Here is a 20,695-nt window from a genome sequence, read left to right on the forward strand (position 1 = left end):
TTTTTAAACATTCATTGAAAAAGTCTAAATACCTTTTCTCTTTTTGTCTAGTAATTAGACTGTTAACTAATAAGGTCTTATTACTTACTCAAAAAAAGAAATAAGATAAAATTTATCAGGTAGCTTTTCTAAACTTTTTAATTCAAAAACCCTAAAAATCAATAGATTAAATTGTTTTATTTACTGATTCAATCCATTGGTTAAATAATTTTTGTTCTAAAGTACAAGCCACTTTAGCGTGCTCTTCCCAATTTTCTGAAAAATCTTTTAGCTGAGAAATCATTTCTGCTAAATGCCCCTCTTCTTCCGCAATAATCGATTTCATATTTACTTTCGATTTGGCCTGATCCAAAACCTCCTGATACACAGGATACAACTCATCCGCTCTCACTTCGATTGCATAGGTAACCAATAAATAAGCAGCATATTTTAGTTCAACGCCCGTTAACTTAAGCGTTGATTTTAGGTATTTACAAACTTGCAAATCCAGTAAGTTGAGATAAGAATAACTAGCAAAAGGCGCTATCAAAAATTCATCATCATAGGTGGCATAATCGTCGAGATTACCAACCTTCTGAATTTGTTTTTTTAGATAAAAAGCGTGACGTGCCTCCTCGGCAGCATGTTTCAACACAATATAAGAAACCTTTCTTTTGTGTTCAGAAGCAGAGATTTTCCTTGCTCCTGTGTTTTCCATCAACGACAAAGTGTTCAAGAAACGAGCATGAATTGCATTGTCGGATACGACTTTTCCTAAAATTTCTTGTAATTTCATATTCAAAAATAGATGAATCACACTTTGCTTGGTATTGCTTCATTAAAAAATCAAACACTTTATTGGTTTTATGCAATTCAATTACATCAAATACACAGAAACTGAATTAGAGATAGTTCGTGAGTTATTCGTGGAGTATTCTCATGAACTAGGTATAGATTTATGTTTTCAGAACTTTGAACAAGAACTTCAATTGCTTCATCAGGTGTATTCTCCTCCGACTGGCTGTATTATTTTATTGTATCATGAAAATACTCCAGCAGGGTGTGTGGCGCTCAAGCCTATTGCTGAGGGAGTTTGTGAAATGAAAAGGCTTTATGTCAAACCTCAATTTAGGAGTCATTCTTATGGTAAAAAACTGGTAAAAGAGCTCATTCGTTTTGCTTTTGAAGCAGGTTTTCAAACCATGAAACTCGACACCTTAACTACTTTGACGAGTGCTATCCAGTTGTATCGTTCGCTGGGTTTTGTAGAAACCTCGGCCTATGTATATAACCCGCTCAGCAATGTTCTATACTTTGAATTAAACTTAAAGGACTATTTTCAATCCAAACCAAACGAACTAAGCATTCGTCAACACACTACCTAGTGCAAGCATTGGTAATTTCTTGCAATTCGCCAGCAGGTTGCAAGCTATTACGCCATTGCTTATTAGTTGTTATTTAATCTTTTTAATGAAAAAACTATTCATCACAGCATCGGCCTTTCTAGTTATTATGGCCCTTGGCTCATGGGGATTTTTAGCCCATCGAACCATTCATCAAATTTCTATCTATTCATTACCGAAGTCTCTTCAATTATTTTTCGGAAGTGAAATGGACTACATGGTGTATAATTCAGTACGCCCAGATGTTCGTCGCAAAGACGACCCTAAAGAAGAAACAAAACATTTTATTGACGGCGATGCCCCAATTTTTGGTAAGGAAGGGCTCGATAATATTCCGCATCAATGGGAAGAGGCCGTACAAAAATATTCGGTGGATACCCTGCGTAAATATGGTACTGTACCTTGGGAAATTTTGTGGCTCAAAGACAAACTTACACGCGCGTTTAAGAACAAACAAAAAGATAGTATTTTGTATTATGCTGCTGACATGGGGCATTATATTTCGGATGCGCACGTGCCTTTGCACACAAGTTACAATTACGATGGTCAACTTACCAATCAGAAAGGGCTACATTCTTTATGGGAAAGTATGATTCCTGAATTACATTTGGATGGTTATAGTCTTTACCAAAAGCATAAGGCACACTACCTAAAAAATCCACAAGATGAAATTTGGAAGGTACTAAAAAAATCTAGCTTTATGTTAAAAGCTGTTTTTGAAGAAGAAATCAAAGCTTCCGAAGGCTTTAGCGACGCTCAAAAGTATAAGCGTTCTGAAAGATTTGGTCAGATGAGAAAAAATTATTCGCCAGAATTTGCGAAAGCTTATGCAAAGCGTCTTGGAAATACCGTAAATGAGCGTTTGTTAGAATCTGCACAATGTACTGCTGATTTTTGGTATACTTGCTGGGTAGATGCAGGTTGCCCTGATTTGAGTGAAATCACTAAGAACCAAGAGGCTACGGCACAAAAAATGAAATTGGAAAGAAAAGCTTGGAAGAAAAATGAGCTTTTGAAAAATGGCCTACTCCAATCTCGCAAATCAGCTCCAGAAAATTAGAGTATTTAGCTCAAAAGTGAGTTTATATATGAATTTCACTAGAATCCTAAGCCTTGTGATTTTAAGGTGAAATTCATATATAAATCATTCGTTTACTGTTTTTAAATGTAGTTCTTCATCAGACCTTATCTCTCATCTCTGAAGGTGATTTACCGTATTCTTTCTTAAAGATTCTAGTAAAATAGGATGGATCGTTAAAACCTACTTTATAGGCAATTTCTGAAACCGTATAACTTTCTGTTTCGAGTAACTGTACGGCACGTTTCAGTCTTATATTTCTGATAAACTCATTTCCTGAAAGATTAGTTAAACTTTTAAGTTTTCGATAAAGCTGCATATTGCTCATTTTCAGCTCCGACTCCAGCTGCTGGATATCGAAAGAAGGATTATCTATATTTTCTTCAACAATCCGTATGGCTCTTTCCAGAAAATGCTCATCAGCAGTATTTAGGGTAATTTCCTTGGGTTGTATTTCGACCTCCTGTGTGAAGCGTTCGCGAAGTTTACGGCGAATTTCTAACAGGTTTTTGACCCGAACTTCCAATAAATTTGCATTGAATGGTTTGGTAATATAATCATCTGCACCAACTTCCCACCCTACTATTTTACTTTCATTATTACTTTTTGAAGTAAGAATAATCACAGGAATATGGCTTGTTTTAACATTCTCTTTGACCAAACCACAAAACTCTACCCCTGTCAGCTCAGGCATCATCCAGTCCGAAATAATCAAATCAGGTATAAAATTGAGCGCTTTTTCCCAAGCTAGTTTTCCGTTATCGGCTTCGAGTACCTCAAAGTTATCACTCAGGACTTCTTTAATATACTCTCTTAGCTCTTCATTGTCTTCGGCAATTAATACAATGGGTTTCTCTCCAGTGTTAGCTACTTTCTCATTTTTAGAAACTATTTTTTTCGGTAATGTTTGTGTTTCAATACCAATCTGTTTACTACCTTCTTTAATCCAACTTTCTTCAAAAGAACTTGCCGAAACAGGTAAGATTACCTTAAAAGTACTGCCTTGCTGAGGTGTACTTGCCACAGAAATATCACCTCTATGTAGTAAAATTAGTTCTTTGCAGAGCGCAAGCCCAACGCCAGTACCAACTACTTGCGGTTGTGTAGATTCTTGAATTTGATAAAATCTATTAAAAATATTGGCAATATGCTGCGGTGCAATACCAGCCCCTGTATCTTTTACCAAAATTTGAACCTTATCGAGCTGGCCATCTGCCGAATATTGAGTTTCTAGGATTACTTCTATTTTTCCTTGCTCAGGAGTGTATTTAAAGGCATTTGAAAGTAAATTAGTGATAACTTTTTCGAGAATATCAGCATCATAAAAAGCCATCAATTGTTTGGTTTCGGTCACAAATCGTAGCTCAATTTGCTTTTGATCAGCTAAGTTTTTAAAGGAGAAAGTCAATTTTTCCAAAAACTCACTTATATCACTTTGTGAAATCTCGGGAGTAAACTTACCCGCTTCCAATTTTGACAAATCCAAAAGCTGATTAATCAACTTAAGTAGTTGTTTTGCATTTCGATGAATTAGCTTAAACTGAGACCTCTGTTTTTCGGGTAAATCAGGGTTTTCGGCAAAAAATCTTTCCAAAGGAGAGATAATCAAAGTAAGCGGTGTTCTAAACTCATGCGAGATATTTGTAAAGAAGTTCGTTTTGAGTTTATCCAATTCTCTGATTTGCTCTTTTTCCTTTTCTTTCAAACGTAAATCCGACTTGAAACGCTCGCGCATTTCAATCATGCGTCGTAAGAACACCAACCCTGCTACGAGCATCATAGCATACAAGAAAAAAGCCCACCAAGTTCGATACCAAGGAGGTAAAACTACTACCTGAATTTCGGCAGGTTTTTCGTTCCACACGCCATCGTTGTTGGTTGCCTTCACCTTAAAAGTGTAAGTTCCTGGGTTCAAGTTGGTATAACTAGCGGTACGTTGTTTTCCGACATAGTTCCAATCTTTATCAAACCCTTCCATAATATAGGCGTACTGATTATTTTTGAGTTGCTGAAAATCGAGTGCTACATAGTCTATAGCAAATACATTTTGACTCGACTTGAATACAATTTCCTTTGCCACCGAAATATCTTGCACCAAGGGCGAATCCTCGCCAATTGCAAGAGGTTTATTGAATAATTTTACGCCTGTAAGATATATTCGGGGCACTTCATTACTTCCTTTTAAAGAGTCTGGATTAAAAACATTGAGCCCACCTGTACCACCAAAAAACATATCTCCTTTTTGGTTTTTGGCATAAGCATTTACCAAAAACTCTTTTCCTTGAAGACCATCTGACTCGGCAAAGTTTTTAAATTTCCATTTTTTTATATCAAAAACAGCCAATCCTTCATTTGTGGCCAACCACAGATTTTGATGTTCGTCTTCCATTATGCCTTTTACAGCATTATTGGGTAAACCATCTTTTACAGTAAGATTGATAAATGTTCTTGATTTTGAATTAAAAAGGTTGAGCCCTCCACCATTTGTGCCAACCCAAATTCTTTTTCTGGAATCTTGAAAAATACGAAACACCGAAGTTCCTCTCAAATTTCCTTCGGTATCGGTTTGCTTAAAATGAGTTACACGGCGTGTACGAGGGTTGTAGGCAAAAATGCCATTGTTGTTAGAGCCTACCCACAAGTTTCCAAGGAAATCTTCCATGAGCGAGTTTACATTAACGCCCAACAATCGCCCTACTTTATTCAGTTCAGGAATTGGGGTAAAAGTTTTGGCTTGTTTGTCAAAAAGCAAAACCCCAGAACCTTGAGTACCTAACCAAACTTTGTTTGGATTTCTGGATAAAGAAATAGCGGTCATATTCATCCCATACTTTCCTCTCGAATAGGTAAAGTTTTCAAAAACAGTACTCCCTTTTCTGAGCAAGCGTAATCCGACACCCCACACCCCAACAAACATATCTCCATCTTTATCGTGCTTGAGAAACACGATATCATTGTTATTTTGAATCTTGGCCGATTCTTGATCGTTGATATAATGTGTAAATTGATTGGTAGACCTATCCAAAAGGGTCAGTCCACTGTTACTACCAATCCAAATTCGGTCGTTGGTTTCACAACTTATGGAAGTTACACGATTGCTAATCAAACTTTGGGGAGAATTTGATTTATGACGGTAGAGCGCAAATTTGGAATGACGACTATAATGAACATTGACCCCACCTTCCCAAGTGCCTATCCAAATATTATTGTCTTTATCGACACAAAGCGACATGATAGAGAACGAGCTCAGGCCAGTGTCCGAATCCAGATTTGCTTGTATACGAGATAAATTAGTAAAGTCAGAGTTGTTGACCAAAATTGCCCCATTGTCAGTTCCTACCCAGAGCGTTCCTTCCTTGTCACGAACCATCGAGGTAATAATATTTTCTTTGTCCGATACGTAAGGATTATAGATAAGCCTAGTAAACTGTTTAGTTTTTAGGTCAAACTTATAGAGTCCATTACCACGAGTTCCTACTAACAAATCGCCATTCAAATCTTCAAAAAGGCAATTTATTTGATTTTTTTGAGGAGGAAGCTCGTTTTCTAATCTAAAAGTATGGGCTTTTCGTTGGGTATCGAGCATGGTCATTACGCCATAATGCCCTCCTAGCCAGAGGTTTCCTCGCTTGTCTTTATAAAAGCGAGTAATATCATTGGCATTTAGCTGACGTGATTCGGTCAAACGCCAGGTGATTGTATTATCTTCAAGATTAAAGCAAAGTAAACCGTACCCATAAGTAGCAGCCCAAATTTTTCGATCTTTAGTGGCAACAATGCCCGAAATACTTCGATCGCTAATGTTGGATTGGTACTTGGCTTGTTTGAACCTAATAAACTTACCCGAAGCTACATCCAATTTATTAACCCCACCATTGATAGTGCCAATCCAGAGATTTCCATCAGGGTCTTCGGTAATACAAGAAATATTACTACTTGAAATAGAATTAGGATCGTCAAAGTCGTGACGATATACCGTGAAGCTATAGCCATCATATTTGTTGAGGCCGTCGGAAGTAGCAAACCAGAGAAATCCTTTACTATCCTGAAAAATATTGAAAGCAGTGCTTTGGGAGAGTCCATGCTGGGTACCAATACGGTTAAACCTCAGCTGGCCTGTGGTTGAGTGTACGTATTGTAGTAATATCCATATAATCAGTAATCCTCTGACTCTCATTAATTTAAACCTCCTTGATGCAATTTAAAGGATTAAGCTCGAATTTCGAAACTTTTTAGCCTTTTGACTAACTTGTCTTAGTTCATTGCTATCTTTCGCTCGACAAGATACGAATTAGTTACAGTGAATTTCGTTTAATAAAGCGAATAGGTGTTTTGATATGTTCTTTTTTATGTTGTAAAATCAGGTTGGCGGCCTCACGTCCCAATTGCTCATAATTAATCGTTACTACGGAGATTCCTCCAAATAGAACTTCTTTCAATGGTGTTTCATTGTATGAAATTATACCAATATTTTTTCCTAGCGTTAGATTTTGTTCGTTACAAATCTTCAGAATATCAGCGAGTCCTTGTTCTGATAGGATAAAAAACACTTCATTTGGTTTAACAACATTGGCACTTATTTGGGACAACACTCGAAAATGTACATGAGTATTTGCAGCAAATTTTTTCATCCCAATTTCTAAAGATTTTGCAATAGTATTGGGTTCATTTACAACCAAATTTAGTGTATGGTATTTTGCCAAACTAGGGCTAATATCCGATAAAATTTGTTGGATTTCTTCCTCAAAGTCATGGTAAACGCAGGCATACTCTCCTCGAATAAACTCGTTTCGCTTGTCCAAAATTAGTAGTTTTTCCTTAGGAATACTATTAAGTGTTTTTAGAACATCCTCATGAAGATAAGAAGCGTGTAACAAAACCGCCACATGGTCGTAGTCGGCAATGCGCTCACGAATTACTTGGTCGAAATGTTGGGTAGAAAGTGGTGTAACCTGATGAACATACACATCGACATGCGCTTTTTCACCTAACTTTTCAAGAAAGCTTTGATAGATTTTATCTTTAAAATCGCTCAGTTTATTAAACACCAACAACACCTTCATAGAGGTAGTTTGGGTCTGAGGTTTGATTGAAGATTGAGGTTTTGTCACGTGTATATATGAGTACAATTGAGAGCTATTTATTTCCAAAATTATTTGCCGTTTTACTAATAAATCAAATTTAACATCTCGGTAGTATAGGTAATATCCTGCACTGTGCCGTATACTGTACAGTAAGCATGACAGCCACCTACAGCAGGGTATTTCAGGATAGCACTTCTTGAAGGATGAACCTACCTTTGGCCGAAAGTTTTGGTTCAAAAACTTACTTCATACATTTCAAAGAAGTTTTAAAGTTTTTGTTAGTTAAAGTCCTTTGCTTGTAGCAAAGGACTTTTTTGTACAAGGTCTTTTCTATGAAAAATACAAATTTGTTATAAATCACAAAAAAATCACTTTGCCATATTTTCTTCTGACATTTTTTACACTTTCTGCAATATATGTCCTACCAGATTCAAAAAATCGATATTTTGCAAGATATGTACTAGTATTTGCCAAATGTGTCCTAACAGAATCAGGCTTTGATAGCCTATCTTTGAATCATCAAAAAACTGGATTTTATCATAAATTTTCGGTACTTATCCAATTCTTTAAAATACAACGCAAAGCCCTTTCGGTCTTACCTCAAAACAACTTAAAGGCATTTAAAACCTATATAACATTGGTAATTGTGCTTGATTAAAAAAAACCAGTTTTTTGATACCCCTTTTTACTAATACCCCAATACCTTATAAAACTATAGTATTTCCAAAAATTAACGCAATGAAGACTTTTGTAGAATTTGCCCAAATTAAGCACGACTCAAAAACTCCCAAATACCAGCAATTGGTAAACTCCCTCTTAGCGGATATCGAGTCTGGAGTCCTCAAAGTTGGGGAGCGTCTCCCTTCAATCAACGAAGCTAGCGAGGAATGTTATCTTTCGAGAGATACCGTAGAACGTGCTTATGCAGAATTGCATCGATTGGGTGTTATTACTTCAATCTTCAGAAAAGGTTATTTTATTTCTGGAAAATCGGCACAAAAGAAAACTAAGGTGTTTTTCTTGGTTGGCAAAATCACAGAAAGCAACAAAGCTATTTTTAATGCCTTTGTAAATGCTACAGGTAAGGAAGTCATCGTAGATATTTTTACCTATAATTATAAGAGTGACAACTTCCGTGAAATCATCAACAATCATTTAGGTAATTATCACTATTATGTGATTATGCCTCACTTGATTGAGGAAAATGAAGAAAATATCAAATGCCTCAAAAAAATATCAGGCGAACGTTTGATTTTATTAGATAAATCTCTTCAAAACCTTAATGGTACAAACTCTTCTATTGTTAATAATTCGGGAGATGAAATTTGTAATGTAATGCAAAGCCAGCTGGAGGTATTTAAGAAATATCATACCCTAAATTTGGTTTTGACAGAAGAGGAATATTTTGATGCAGAATTGATTACTGGCTTCCGTAATTTCTGCGAAAACAATGGATTCGACTTTCAGGTACTCGATGGATTAGAAGGTGAGGAAGTTGAAGAAGGAAACGCTTATTTGACAATGGACGATACCGATTTGGTATATGCAATAAAATCAAGCACAACACAAGGGTTCACTTTAGGAAAAGAGGTTGGCTTAATTTCATTGAATGATTCTTGCTACAAAGAAATCCTAGCTGGCGGAATCACCGTAATATCTAGCCCACTCGAAGAGGTTGGCAAAATTGCGGCATCTGTAGTGCTAGAGGGCAAAAAAATGAGCACTCAAATGCCAATGCAAATCATATTAAGAAATTCATTATAATAAGGTATATTAGAAAATAATAAAGCAACTTTCCTTTGGATTGTTGCTTTTTTTTGTGCCTTCCTATTTGTCATTCCATCCAATAAATTCAATATTCCTCTTTAACCCTTCTAGTTTAGTACGTTTGACTGGTGATTTTTTAAAAACTTGATTAAATACCTCCGAAGTAATTTCTTGCCAATCTTTATTGGTAAAACTCTTTAGCTGAGGATGTAAATTAAAAAGAGGTTCTTGATGCGGTTTTGAAAAACGATTCCAAGGACAAACATCTTGACAAACGTCACAGCCAAACATCCAATTATCAAATTTCCCTTTCATCTCAACAGGAATCGCTTCTTTTAGTTCGATAGTAAAATAACTGATGCATCTCGAACCATCTACCACGAATGGTTCGACTATTGCCTCGGTTGGGCAGGCCTCAATACACTTTTTACAAGTACCACAAAAATCTTTGACAGGGCCGTCGGGTTCTAACTCCAAATCTAAAATTAGTTCAGAAATAAAGAAAAAGCTTCCGTGGCCTTTATTTATGAGGTTTGCATTTTTGCCAATCCAGCCCAAACCCGATTTTTTTGCCCAAGCTTTATCCATCACGGGCGCCGAATCTACAAAAGCTCTACCTCCTACTTCACCAATGTTTTCTTGAATAAACTGGAGTAGCTCTTTTAGTTTATCCTTTATTACAAAGTGATAATCTGTCCCGTATGCATATTTAGATATCTTGAAATCATCCTTCCCTTCCAATAGTTTTTCTTCGGGATAGTAATTGTACAAAAGCGATACAACCGACTTGGCATCATCAACTAATAATCGGGGGTCGAGGCGTTTATCGAAGTGATTTTCCATATACCCCATCGCACCATGATAATTATTATTGAGCCACTTTTCTAATCGAGGTGCTTCCTCCTCCAAAAAGCTGGCTTTGGAAAAACCACAAAAATCAAAACCTAGTTGTTTGGCTTTTTCCTTAATTTGCTGCGTGTAGGTTGATATATTCTGTTTCATGATTTGAAATAGCCTTTTATTCAAATACAAAGGTAGTGCGGAATTAGCAAACTTGACATCTGGCCATTTATCCTTATTTTTGTTCGAGTTTTAGCATTTTGTAAATAGAAGTGAACAAAATTAGCGTTAAGTGAAGTGTTTTAGGCTTCGAGCTGAAAGCATTGGGTTAAAGGTTTTTCAAATTTCTTATTCTTTACCTAGTAACCTAAATCCTCTCTTAGTTGAGTTATCTTTCTTTTACAAACAACTATTCACAGACATAGACATACATTTCTTATTCGCTCCAAATTAAGTTAGTACGCAAAATAAAGTTTAAGATTGTGCTTTAAGCTTTCAGGTATCGGCTTTCGGCGGTGGGCTATGGCAAAAATGCTTGTCCGTGGTCGTTAAAAACATTTTAACACGCTTTGCCTTGTGCCTGTTGCCTTGTCCCTAAAACACAAAACTTAAATATAATTCTGCACGATTACTTAGTTATCATGCTTTCCTTTATTCTTTTTTGTTTGTGAAACATCCTTTTATTAAAAAATAATGTCATTAAGTAAGTAAACAAAATAAAATTTAATACAGTGCTTTAGGATTTTAGGAATGGACTTTGAACAAAAGTATGTTTTTGGTTATGAAAAACATTCTAACACGCTTTGTTTGCCTATTGCCTGTGCTTGCCTAAGTAATTTATTCTTTATAATATTCCAACCTTTTAAATATGAACAAAAGTATATCTATCTTATTGTTACTTTTATGCTTGTCGTTTGAATTTTTTGGTCAAATTATTGGTACTACAAACTTTGCTAATTTACCAAGAGACTACCAATTGTATCCGCGCAACTCCTCTGGTATTGGTACTGTTCCTATTAATGGAAGCACCTCTTTGGCCAATATCAAGTACTATTCTGTGATAGTAAACCGAAACGGACAAAAATATAATTACCAAAAGGCAACAGTAAATTATTCTAACGGCAGAGGCAACTTTAGTTTTCCAAATCTATCTATAGTTGCAGAAAAAGCCAACTACGACTTTTCAATTTATCAAATACCACAAACGGGAGACTCTGTTTTAGTAACCCAGGTAAACAACGTGGTAGCGGGCGAGGTAATCGTTATCACAGGGCAGTCCAACTCTACCTGTTTTTTTATCGACGACCGTACCAATCCCTTTTGTCGGACATTCGGTAAGATTACCGATAACTTCAATACTGGAAATTACAACCCCTCTGATACCTTATGGACACTTTCAAACTACAATGCCTATAACTTTGGAGTAGGTACAACTGGATTTGAATTGCAAAAACTTATTTTAGATAATTATGGTATTCCGACCTGTCTAATCAACGGCGGAACACATTGGAGTAATGCACAACAACATGCTAATAGAACCGCTTCAAATCCAGCAGATTTAACGAATACTTACGGAAGATTGCTTTACAGAATCCAGAAAGCTGGTTTACAAAATGCCATCAAAACTTTTATCTATCGTCAAGGCGAAAGTGAAGCTTATGGCGAAGGAAGTAATTTTAAGATGTTCTTCAATACCATTCTTTCCAATCTCAAGCAAGACCTCCCTTCTATCAAGAAAATTTATCTATTTCAAATCGATATTATTGAGAATGGTAACGGGTACTCGCCCTTGGTCCGAGAAGAACAACGGCAATTTGGCATTGAAAACCCCTTGATTGATGTGGTACCTTCTATTGGCACAACTGGTTTTGATGGTTTACATTATTCGACACAAGGCTATCAACAAACTGCCAACGAGCTGTTTAGACTTATGTCAAGAGATATATTTGGAGCCGTAGATGATGGAAATTTTTCTGCACCCAATATTCAAAAAGCCTATTATACAACTCCTGAGAGAAATCAAATTGCCTTATTTTTTCAGAAAGGTCAGCAATTAACTTGGCCAGAAGCCTTCAGTGGTTCACAAATTAAGGACTACTTTTATTTAAGTGGAAATAATGGACAAGTAAAATCAGGCAAAATTTATAAAAATGCCATCTTGCTTGACCTCTTTGGCTCAAACCCTTCTAATAATATCGGATATCTCCCTCCTATTGTTAACAAAGGTGACCCTTTATTTCCTTATATGGGTCCATATATTACGAATAGTTTGGGGATGAGAGCACTTACCTTTTATCAATATCCTATAGGTGACTATTCGGCACAAAACCCTATTCCTGGTAATACTGATCCTGTTATTAGTTTTAGTAAGATACCTCAAAATGCGCAAATGTTACCTCGTGGAGCTAATAATTTATCAACAATTCAAATCAAAGCAACATTACAAGAATCTCCAGTTAAATACGAGGCGATTTCACTTTTAACAACAAGAAATAATCAAAAATATAGCTATACAAAAAAGACGCTGGTATATACCAATGCCAAAACCGACATTGATATAGCTGCTACCATCAAAGCAGAATTAGCAACTTACGGATTTAAGCTTTATGCCATTGTGGGTACAGACTCGTTGTTGTTGGCCGAAAGAACAGACTTACTATCAGGTGATTATTTTCTGGTTATGGGTCAAAGTAATGCACAAGCTTGGCATACAGAAAACAATACCACTTCTTACAGCTACAATAGCCCTTATGCTAGAACTTTTGGAGTAAAAAATAGTGCTGACAATGCCCTTGCAGATACCACTTGGGAAAAAAGTAATGAATATCCTTCAAAGGTGGGAGTTTGGGCGATGGAATTACAACGTAAATTGATTGAGCAATATGGTATACCAAGTACCGTAATTAATGCTTCAGCTCCTTTATCGACTATCTCCCAACAAAATTCTACAACAGGAAGCACCGACGACCTCTCGACAGTGTACGGTAGAATGCTCTACAAAATCAAAAAGGCTGGTGCAACTAGCCAAATAAAAGCTATTTATTGGTGGGGGGGTGATTACGATGCTCGAACTAATTCCAGCACTGCCTATCCAAGCGAATTTGATAAACTTTATAAAAGACTCCGAACAGATTTTGCGAGCAATGTTCCACTTTACACTTTTCAGAGTAACATTTATAATAACGCATCAGAAGATGCTGGAAAAATGCGAGAGTTTCAGCGAAATATTCCAAAACTATACACGAATACCACGGTTTTCTCTAGTTTGGGATATGATGGATTTAATGGTCTGAATGGTCAATATACACTTGAAGGGTATACGCAAATTGCCAACACCCTTTGGAATTCCTTAAACAATGATTTGTATGCCAACACCAAATCAACCCTACCGACAAGTCCACAAATACAGAAGGTTTTTTATACAGATAGCAATAAAAAAACAATTGTAGCAGTATTTGACGAAGGGCAGTCCTTGATATGGCCTAAGGATTTGGAACAAAATGGCAATAAGTATGAAATGCGATTCTACTTTTATCAAGATAATAGTAGTTCAAATAATTTGAGTGGCATAGTTACCCAAAACCAATTAACCATTACCAATCTGAATAACAGCACAGCAAAAACCCTATCCTATTTGCCTGATTATATCCCATCAAATCTTAACCCAAATGATACACGCAGTACCTATAATGGGCCATTTCTAAGGAATACACAAGGTTTAACAGCTTTTAGTTTCAAAAATTTCCCAATTGCAGATGCCCTCGAAAGCCCTACGTTGAGTGTATCTAAAAGCAGTTCAAACTCGCTAGATATCACCTGGAAAAGTATTGCTAATGCAACCAGTTATATTCTAGAGCTTTATAAGGCCAGTAATGGGGTATTACTCAAACAAAGCGTAGTTTCGGGAACAACCACAAACATAACCTTTGCTAGCCTAGAAGATAAAACACAGTATTTGATAAAAGCAAAAGTTATTTCGGCCACATCCGAATCACCTTACAGCACTATTTCGGCGCTTACATTCAACGCTCTCAAAGCACCAACTCTCACAGGTAGCGCTACCTATTACAATACGATTCAACTCAATTGGACCACTACCGATACAGATATACTTGGATATATCCTTGAGAGAAAGACCTCTGACGCTAGTAGTTTTACGGTAGTGTCTCAAGCTAACGCAGGAACTAATACCTTTAGAGAGAATAATCTTTTACCCAACACCATCTATCAATATCGTATCAAAAGTAAGAATTCGGTCACAGAGTCTCCGTATGCAACCCTCGAAATCAAAACCCCTTCTTTATTAACTACCCCTAGTCTCAGAGCCGTAGGAGCTACAGAATTTACAGTTAATCTATCATGGGACAAGGTTGATGGAGCAAGTACTTACCAAATTGAAAAAGATGCGGGTAACAATAACTTTCAAATTTTAATAAAAACCGATGCTAATACCCTGACTTATACCGACAAACAGTTAGAAGCAAACACTACATACAGCTACAGAATCAAAGCATTCTCAAGTATTTCAGAATCTAATTATGCATTTGCCACTGCCAAAACGCTGATAATACTAGGAACCGACAATCCAAGTTTTAGTAAAGCTATCCTATATCCCAACCCCAACAATGGAAAGTTTATCCTAAAATTCGAAAAACCCTTTTCAGGAGATTTACGGGTTATCGATTTTCTTGGAAGAGAAATCTTTGGAATTAGGCTTTTACAATGCCTCCAAAAAGAGCTCGATTTGTCATATTTACCTTCAGGAACTTATATTCTCAATTGTCAATCAGAAAATATTTGGCATAGCTTCCAATTCCAAATGATACCAAATCCTTAATTCTTCTCTTTTGAAAACTGACATTCGGGATAAAAGGCTTAACTTTGTAGTTCTCTAAATCTGTCAAGTTGGCAGAAATCATGAAATGGCAAAAAAATTGAACATTTTTCAGAAAATAAAAAATAAAGCGAAAAGTTCACTGAATATGGAAAATAAAGAGGAATTACAGGCGGAAGAACAAGTTTTACAAGAAGATACTGACAATCAGACAGTCGAAACAGAGGATAATACCGTAGAAACTGAAAATAAAGAAGCTAGTCAATTAGAAAACTTGTCGATTGAACTAGCAGAGTTGAAAGATAAATACCTAAGATTATACTCTGATTTTGATAACTTCCGCAAACGTACCGCGAAAGAAAAATTGGATATGATTCAGTCGGCATCTGAAGGGGTAATTAAAGATGTGCTTCCTGTAGTTGATGACATTGAAAGAGCCGTTGCCAACGCTCAAGAAGGTGAGATATCAGAAGGTGTTACTTTGATTTTTAATAAATTAAATAATATTCTGATTCAAAAAGGTCTGAAAGCGATGGATGCTAAAGGAGAGATTTTCAACCCAGATTTACACGAAGCCATCACGCAGTTCCCTTCCCCAACTGAGGAAGACAAAGGCAAGGTATTTGATGTAATCGAAAAAGGATATTACCTAAATGACAAGGTAATTCGTTTTGCAAAAGTTGTAGTGGCTAACTAACATATCATGACATAGTGCCATTTTGGCATTATTATCTATTAAAATCATGGCAAAAAGAGATTATTATGAGGTACTTGGCGTAAGCAAGACTGCCAACGATGACGAAATCAAAAAAGCGTATCGTAAGCTTGCGATAAAGTATCACCCAGATAAAAACCCAGGCGATAAGCAAGCGGAAGAAAGTTTCAAAGAAGCTGCCGAAGCGTATGAAGTCTTATCAAATCAACAAAAACGTCAACAGTATGACCGCTTTGGGCATGCAGGTATGGGCGGTGCAGCAGGTGGCGGCGGTGCTTATGGTGGGGGCATGAATATGGAGGATATCTTCAGTCAATTTGGAGATATTTTTGGCGATGGAAGTCCCTTTGGAAATATGTTTGGCGGTAGTGGCGGCGGTGGCCGTCGAGTACGTAAAGGTTCTGACCTTCGAATCAAATTGAAGCTTAACCTTGAGGAAGTAGCCAATGGCGTCGAGAAAAAAATCAAGGTAAAAAGACACGTAACCTGTAAGGCTTGTACAGGAAACGGCGCTAAAAACGGTACTGAATTACAAGGTTGTCAAACTTGTGGCGGTTCTGGACAGGTTCGTCGTGTACAACAAACCATGCTTGGACAAATGGTTACAACTTCTACTTGTCCTACTTGTAATGGTGAAGGTAAAATGATTAAAACACGCTGTGAAGTGTGTTTTGGCGAGGGTCGTGTACTTGAAGAAGAAATCATTCCAATCAAAATTCCAGCTGGTGTTGCCGAAGGTATGCAGCTTTCGATGGGTGGCAAAGGTAATGTACCTCCTCGTGGTGGTGTAGCTGGCGATTTATTGATTGTGATTGAGGAAGAACCTCATGAAATTTTACATCGTGATGGCAACAATGTCATTTATGAATTATATCTCAACTTTGCCGATGCAGCCTTGGGTACCTCAGTAGAGGTTCCTACCATCGGTGGCAAAGCTAGAATTAGTGTCGAGGCAGGAACACAAGGTGGAAAAATTCTTCGACTTAAAGGAAAAGGAATTAAAGAAATCAATGGATATGGTACTGGCGACCAGCTTATTCATGTGAACATCTGGACACCGAAAACTTTGAGCAAAGAAGAAACTGATATCCTAGAAAAGCTGAGAAATTCTCCTAATTTCGCCCCAAAACCAAGTAAAGGAGATAAATCTTTCTTCGAAAAAATGAAGGACTTTTTTAATTAAATAATTGTGCAGAATTAGATTTAAGAATTCATGCAATAGACTCTAGGCATTAAGCGATAAACTAAAGAAAAAAGAGTTTTTTGTGAAATGTTAAAGACCTTTTGCCTGATTACTGGACAAAACAAGCAAGTGAGATTCAGGCGAATAGTCTTTAACTAGTAAATTAAATTTTATCAGGTAATAAGACTAATTTTATCTTTTCTGTCACTTCATTACAAAAAAGGGGTTAATAACAAAACCGTTATTAACCCCTTTTTCTTTTTCAAGACTTTCTTAAAACAAGCGTTATCCCTAATTTAGTGTTGCGTCTTAATGATTGCGACTTAAACCATTCCTATCGAACATAATAGCATTAAAAAAGCGGTCGAAAAACATTTTCGACCGCTTTTTTGATAAACATTTGGATAACAATCTTATTCCTAAAAATTTGGGATGACTCGTATTTATTGATTTCATTGAGACACAAATCATTTCGTCTCAACTATTAGAGCACAGTATATTAACAATCCCTTTTATTTAGATGACACTAAGAGCTAGCTTTTTGTAATTGACTGTTAAACATTTGTTCGTATTTGGAAGCCTCTGGCATTTTCGCCTCTTTCAAGCCATTTACGATAATCTGCATTTCGTACAAAGCCGTCTGAATTTCTCTAGTATCACTACCACGACGTTCTTTCAAATAGTAATTCAATGCCTTATTATTACGGTTCATCATGGTATCTGCAATTTGCAAAGCCGTTTTCTTGTCGCCTACTGCCAAATACAAAGCTACATAATTTGCACTCAACTGGTCGTAAGGAATCGTTTTGTCAGGCATTACCTTCATTTCATAATCTAAAGCTTGTTTTGCTTTTTGCAATTTACCTTCGCGCACTAGTTGATCTACCAATCTCAAAAAGCTCAAACGCGCAGTTACCACAGGTACTTCTAAGTAAAAATCAGAGTGATAGTAGGTTTTTGGATTATCCAAATCACGCCAAGCCATTTTTGTAGTCATGTTGTTATACATAATATCAGTATTCACAAAACCGTCTTTAGCACCTGGCACTTTGAATGGCATCAAACGATACGCATAACCTTCTAATTGCATAAACTCCTTCATATTCAGATAGCTACTGCTTGCCAAAGTAGTGGCAAAGTAGATTGGACGCGTCCAACCTTGTGCTGCATTTTGTGCAATGATATCCAACTGAATCAATTCTGGTTTCATAATACCACCTTTACCAACATTCCAACTAATCTGATCGGTCAAGAATGGATCCATATCTTTTGGAACAATACCTGATTTTTTAACTTGCTCTACATTTATTGGTAAAAATACCGTTTCTGAAGGCATAGTATTAATCATTGAACCATCCTGAAGAGGCACCTTTATCGCTGGATTATCGTCTTTTACAAGCTTCATATATTCTTGCAAATTGATACCAGATTTTACATTTGGATTTTCGTAAAACAAAATCTGATCGTTGACACCCTCCAAAAATCTATCTTTCGACAAAGAAATTGGTAATGCCTGCGATTCGTAGGTCTTACGTTTCATTTGATCAATATACCAATCAGTACCCAACAACGACAAGTTACAAACGCGTACATCTGTACGGAAGCCTTCTACTTCTTGAACATACCAAAGCGGGAACGTATCGTTGTCGCCTCCCGTAAATAAAATAGCATTAGGAGCGCAAGAATTCAACATATTTCTTGCAAAATCTACCTGATGATAACGATGATTTCTGTCGTGATCATCCCAGTTTTGTTGAATCAAAATTACTGGAACTATCGCCGAAAGTGCTGTAGCTGCAATACCGCTCGAAGCACCATTTTTCAAGAATTTAGTCAACCATTCTGCTAATTGCATAACACCAAGGCCTATCCAAATGGCAAAGAAATAGAATGAGCCTACATAAATATAGTCACGTTCGCGCGGTTCTACAGGAGGCGAGTTGAGGAATACCACCAAAGCTAATCCCGTAAGCAAAAACATAAGAATAGTTACTAAAAAATCTTTTTCGTTTTTGCGATATAACAAATAGAACCCTAATAAACCGAGAATTAACGGTAAATAGAAATAATTGTTACGAGCCTTGTTTGTTGCTAGTAATTCAGGTAATTCACCCTTACGAGTGTAATCAATCACCCCAGCATCTTGAATATCACTTTCACGCCCAACAAAATTCCACAACAAATATCGCATATACATGTGACCCATTTGATGAGTAAACATGAACTTCAAGTTGTCGCCAAATGTAGGTTTTTGTCCTTCAGGAATACCAAGCATTTCTCGATACAACTCGATATGTTGAGGCGAGCTTGAATAAATACGAGGGAAAAGCATTTGACCATCTTTAGAGTAGCTAACTTTTTGTTTGTGGTCATAAACTACATATTTGCCATCCTGCATTTTATAAACAGGAGCTCCCTGTTCTACATTCTCTACCTCTGCCGTATAAATCGGGCCAAATAGTAATGAACGATCACCATATTGTTCACGGCGTAAATACTTCAAAAAGTTCAAGATATTGCTCGGGTCGTTTTCGTTGATAGGGGTGTTATAATTTGAACGAACCAAAGCAAGAGTATACGACAAATAACCAATAAGTACGAAAGACAAAGCCAACATACCAATGTTTAAGTTTACCTTATTCTTTTTCTGTGAGTAGACTATTCCTCCTACCATTACTCCAATAAATAAGATAAGGAAAACAACTACACCCGAACCATAAGGCATTCCCATGCCATTTACCATGCCTAACTCAAAGCTAAAAGCAATCGACGGCAAACCTGGAATAATCCCAGAGTTGATAACTCCTAAAATTACCAAACCTGCAAAAATAGAGGCAAAACCACCCAAATAAGTTGGTTTTGGGTATTTCTTGAAATAATATAACAAGGCCAAAGCCGGAACTGTTACCAAGTTGAGCAAGTGAACGCCTATCGACAAACCTACGATGTAGGCAATCAAAACCAACCAGCGATTTGCGGTTGCTTCGTCTTCAATAATTTCCCATTTGAAAGCAGCCCATACTACCAATGCCGTAAAGAATGATGACATAGCATATACCTCTGCTTCAACAGCTGAAAACCAAAAAGTATCAGAAAAAGCATAAGCCAATGAGCCAACCACTCCTGCTCCCAACAAAGTGAGTGCTTCGTTGAAAGTTAGTTCCTCAAATTTTTTATTTAATACTTTTCTACCAATCAATACAATCGTCCAGTGCATAAACAAAATTGTTAAAGCACTCGTTACTACCGATAACATATTGACCCAATAGGCTACTTGAAGAACATCTCCAGCCGCAAAAAGAGAGAATAAACGTCCCAACAACAAGAATAAAGGTGCCCCAGGTGGGTGTGGAACTTGAAGCTTGTAAGCACAAGCAATAAACTCGCCGCAGTCCCAGAAAGAAGCTGTTCTTTCTACAGTAGCTGCAAAAACGATTAATGAAATAACAAAAACGACCCAACCAACTAAGTCGTTAATCTTTTTAAAGTTGTTCATTAGGAAGTACTTTATCTGTTTTAGTGTCTAATTATACGGTCTGAGTAGGAAAACCTTATTAGTTAATAGTATATCGGTTATTTGTAGGTATTCATAATCACAAGGGTAAAATCAAATTGTGCCTCAGATATACTATTCATTCAATCTTTCCTACTACTGTAAGTGTTGGTGTAAAATTATATTTAAGTTTTTTTTCATAGGGACAAGGCAACAGGCACAAGGCAAATTAGCGTTAAAATATTTTTAACGACCACGGACATACATTTTTCTCATAGCCCACCGCCGAAAGCCGATACCTGAAAGCTTAAAGCACAAT

11 protein-coding genes are annotated in these 20,695 nt (G+C 36.7%); 6 read left to right on the forward strand and 5 right to left on the reverse strand.

Translation table 11 applies throughout. From position 1 onward, the window contains the following. Positions 1-166 precede the first annotated feature (166 nt). Positions 167-775, reverse strand: coding sequence for a hypothetical protein (locus ACOVQ4_RS21825; RefSeq protein WP_421822704.1), 609 nt, complete (start codon positions 773-775; stop codon positions 167-169). Between the two features lie 70 nt (positions 776-845). Between ACOVQ4_RS21825 and ACOVQ4_RS21830 the strand changes: the two genes are divergently transcribed. Both ACOVQ4_RS21830 and ACOVQ4_RS21835 read left to right on the forward strand, forming a co-directional pair. Beyond that, positions 846-1,364, forward strand: a complete 519-nt coding sequence (locus ACOVQ4_RS21830; protein WP_421822705.1) for a GNAT family N-acetyltransferase — start codon at positions 846-848, stop codon at positions 1,362-1,364. 85 nt (positions 1,365-1,449) lie between these two features. Further along, positions 1,450-2,442 (forward strand): zinc dependent phospholipase C family protein, encoded by a 993-nt coding sequence (locus ACOVQ4_RS21835; RefSeq protein WP_421822706.1) that lies wholly within the window; start codon positions 1,450-1,452, stop codon positions 2,440-2,442. A gap of 118 nt (positions 2,443-2,560) precedes the next feature. On the opposite strand, the gene ACOVQ4_RS21840 is transcribed toward ACOVQ4_RS21835, so the two are convergent. Beyond that, complete coding sequence (locus ACOVQ4_RS21840; protein WP_421822707.1) at positions 2,561-6,637, reverse strand: two-component regulator propeller domain-containing protein; 4,077 nt, start codon at positions 6,635-6,637, stop codon at positions 2,561-2,563. A gap of 118 nt (positions 6,638-6,755) precedes the next feature. Continuing rightward, positions 6,756-7,571, reverse strand: coding sequence for a substrate-binding domain-containing protein (locus ACOVQ4_RS21845; protein WP_421822708.1), 816 nt, complete (start codon positions 7,569-7,571; stop codon positions 6,756-6,758). A 711-nt stretch (positions 7,572-8,282) separates the two neighbouring features. On the opposite strand from ACOVQ4_RS21845, the gene ACOVQ4_RS21850 reads away from it, so the two are divergent. After that, positions 8,283-9,308, forward strand: coding sequence for a GntR family transcriptional regulator (locus ACOVQ4_RS21850; RefSeq protein WP_421822709.1), 1,026 nt, complete (start codon positions 8,283-8,285; stop codon positions 9,306-9,308). Positions 9,309-9,371: 63 nt separating this feature from the next. Here the strand turns inward: ACOVQ4_RS21850 and queG are convergent, their stop codons facing one another. Then, a complete protein-coding gene (gene queG, locus ACOVQ4_RS21855) occupies positions 9,372-10,313 on the reverse strand; it encodes a tRNA epoxyqueuosine(34) reductase QueG (RefSeq protein ID WP_421822710.1) in 942 nt (313 codons plus the stop codon). Between the two features lie 706 nt (positions 10,314-11,019). Here queG and ACOVQ4_RS21860 point away from each other — a divergent pair. The 3 genes from ACOVQ4_RS21860 to dnaJ all read left to right on the forward strand — a co-directional run bounded on the left by ACOVQ4_RS21860 (position 11,020) and on the right by dnaJ (position 16,883). After that, on the forward strand, positions 11,020-14,988 hold the full coding sequence (locus tag ACOVQ4_RS21860) for a sialate O-acetylesterase (protein ID WP_421822711.1): 3,969 nt from the start codon (positions 11,020-11,022) through the stop codon (positions 14,986-14,988). A gap of 145 nt (positions 14,989-15,133) precedes the next feature. Next, positions 15,134-15,682, forward strand: coding sequence for a nucleotide exchange factor GrpE (locus tag ACOVQ4_RS21865; protein WP_421822712.1), 549 nt, complete (start codon positions 15,134-15,136; stop codon positions 15,680-15,682). A gap of 43 nt (positions 15,683-15,725) precedes the next feature. After that, the gene (dnaJ, locus tag ACOVQ4_RS21870; RefSeq protein WP_421822714.1) at positions 15,726-16,883 is read left to right on the forward strand and encodes a molecular chaperone DnaJ; all 1,158 of its coding nucleotides are present in this window, start codon (positions 15,726-15,728) and stop codon (positions 16,881-16,883) included. Between the two features lie 526 nt (positions 16,884-17,409). Here the strand turns inward: dnaJ and ACOVQ4_RS21875 are convergent. Continuing rightward, positions 17,410-20,379, reverse strand: coding sequence for a DUF2723 domain-containing protein (locus ACOVQ4_RS21875; protein ID WP_421822713.1), 2,970 nt, complete (start codon positions 20,377-20,379; stop codon positions 17,410-17,412). Between the last annotated feature and the right edge of the window lie 316 nt (positions 20,380-20,695).

Source organism: Flectobacillus sp., assembly GCF_049240685.1.
In the GTDB taxonomy this organism is placed as follows: Bacteria; Bacteroidota; Bacteroidia; order Cytophagales; family Spirosomataceae; genus Flectobacillus.

Excerpts from the sequence above, each read along its gene's own strand:
- ACOVQ4_RS21850 (WP_421822709.1), top strand. The coding sequence starts at position 8,283 with ATGAAGACTTTTGTAGAATTTGCCCAAATTAAGCACGACTCAAAAACT.
- ACOVQ4_RS21825 (WP_421822704.1), bottom strand. The coding sequence starts at position 775 with ATGAAATTACAAGAAATTTTAGGAAAAGTCGTATCCGACAATGCAATT.
- ACOVQ4_RS21840 (WP_421822707.1), bottom strand. The coding sequence starts at position 6,637 with ATGAGAGTCAGAGGATTACTGATTATATGGATATTACTACAATACGTA.
- ACOVQ4_RS21865 (WP_421822712.1), top strand. The coding sequence starts at position 15,134 with ATGGAAAATAAAGAGGAATTACAGGCGGAAGAACAAGTTTTACAAGAA.
- queG (WP_421822710.1), bottom strand. The coding sequence starts at position 10,313 with ATGAAACAGAATATATCAACCTACACGCAGCAAATTAAGGAAAAAGCC.
- ACOVQ4_RS21875 (WP_421822713.1), bottom strand. The coding sequence starts at position 20,379 with ATGAACAACTTTAAAAAGATTAACGACTTAGTTGGTTGGGTCGTTTTT.
- ACOVQ4_RS21830 (WP_421822705.1), top strand. The coding sequence starts at position 846 with ATGCAATTCAATTACATCAAATACACAGAAACTGAATTAGAGATAGTT.
- ACOVQ4_RS21860 (WP_421822711.1), top strand. The coding sequence starts at position 11,020 with ATGAACAAAAGTATATCTATCTTATTGTTACTTTTATGCTTGTCGTTT.
- ACOVQ4_RS21835 (WP_421822706.1), top strand. The coding sequence starts at position 1,450 with ATGAAAAAACTATTCATCACAGCATCGGCCTTTCTAGTTATTATGGCC.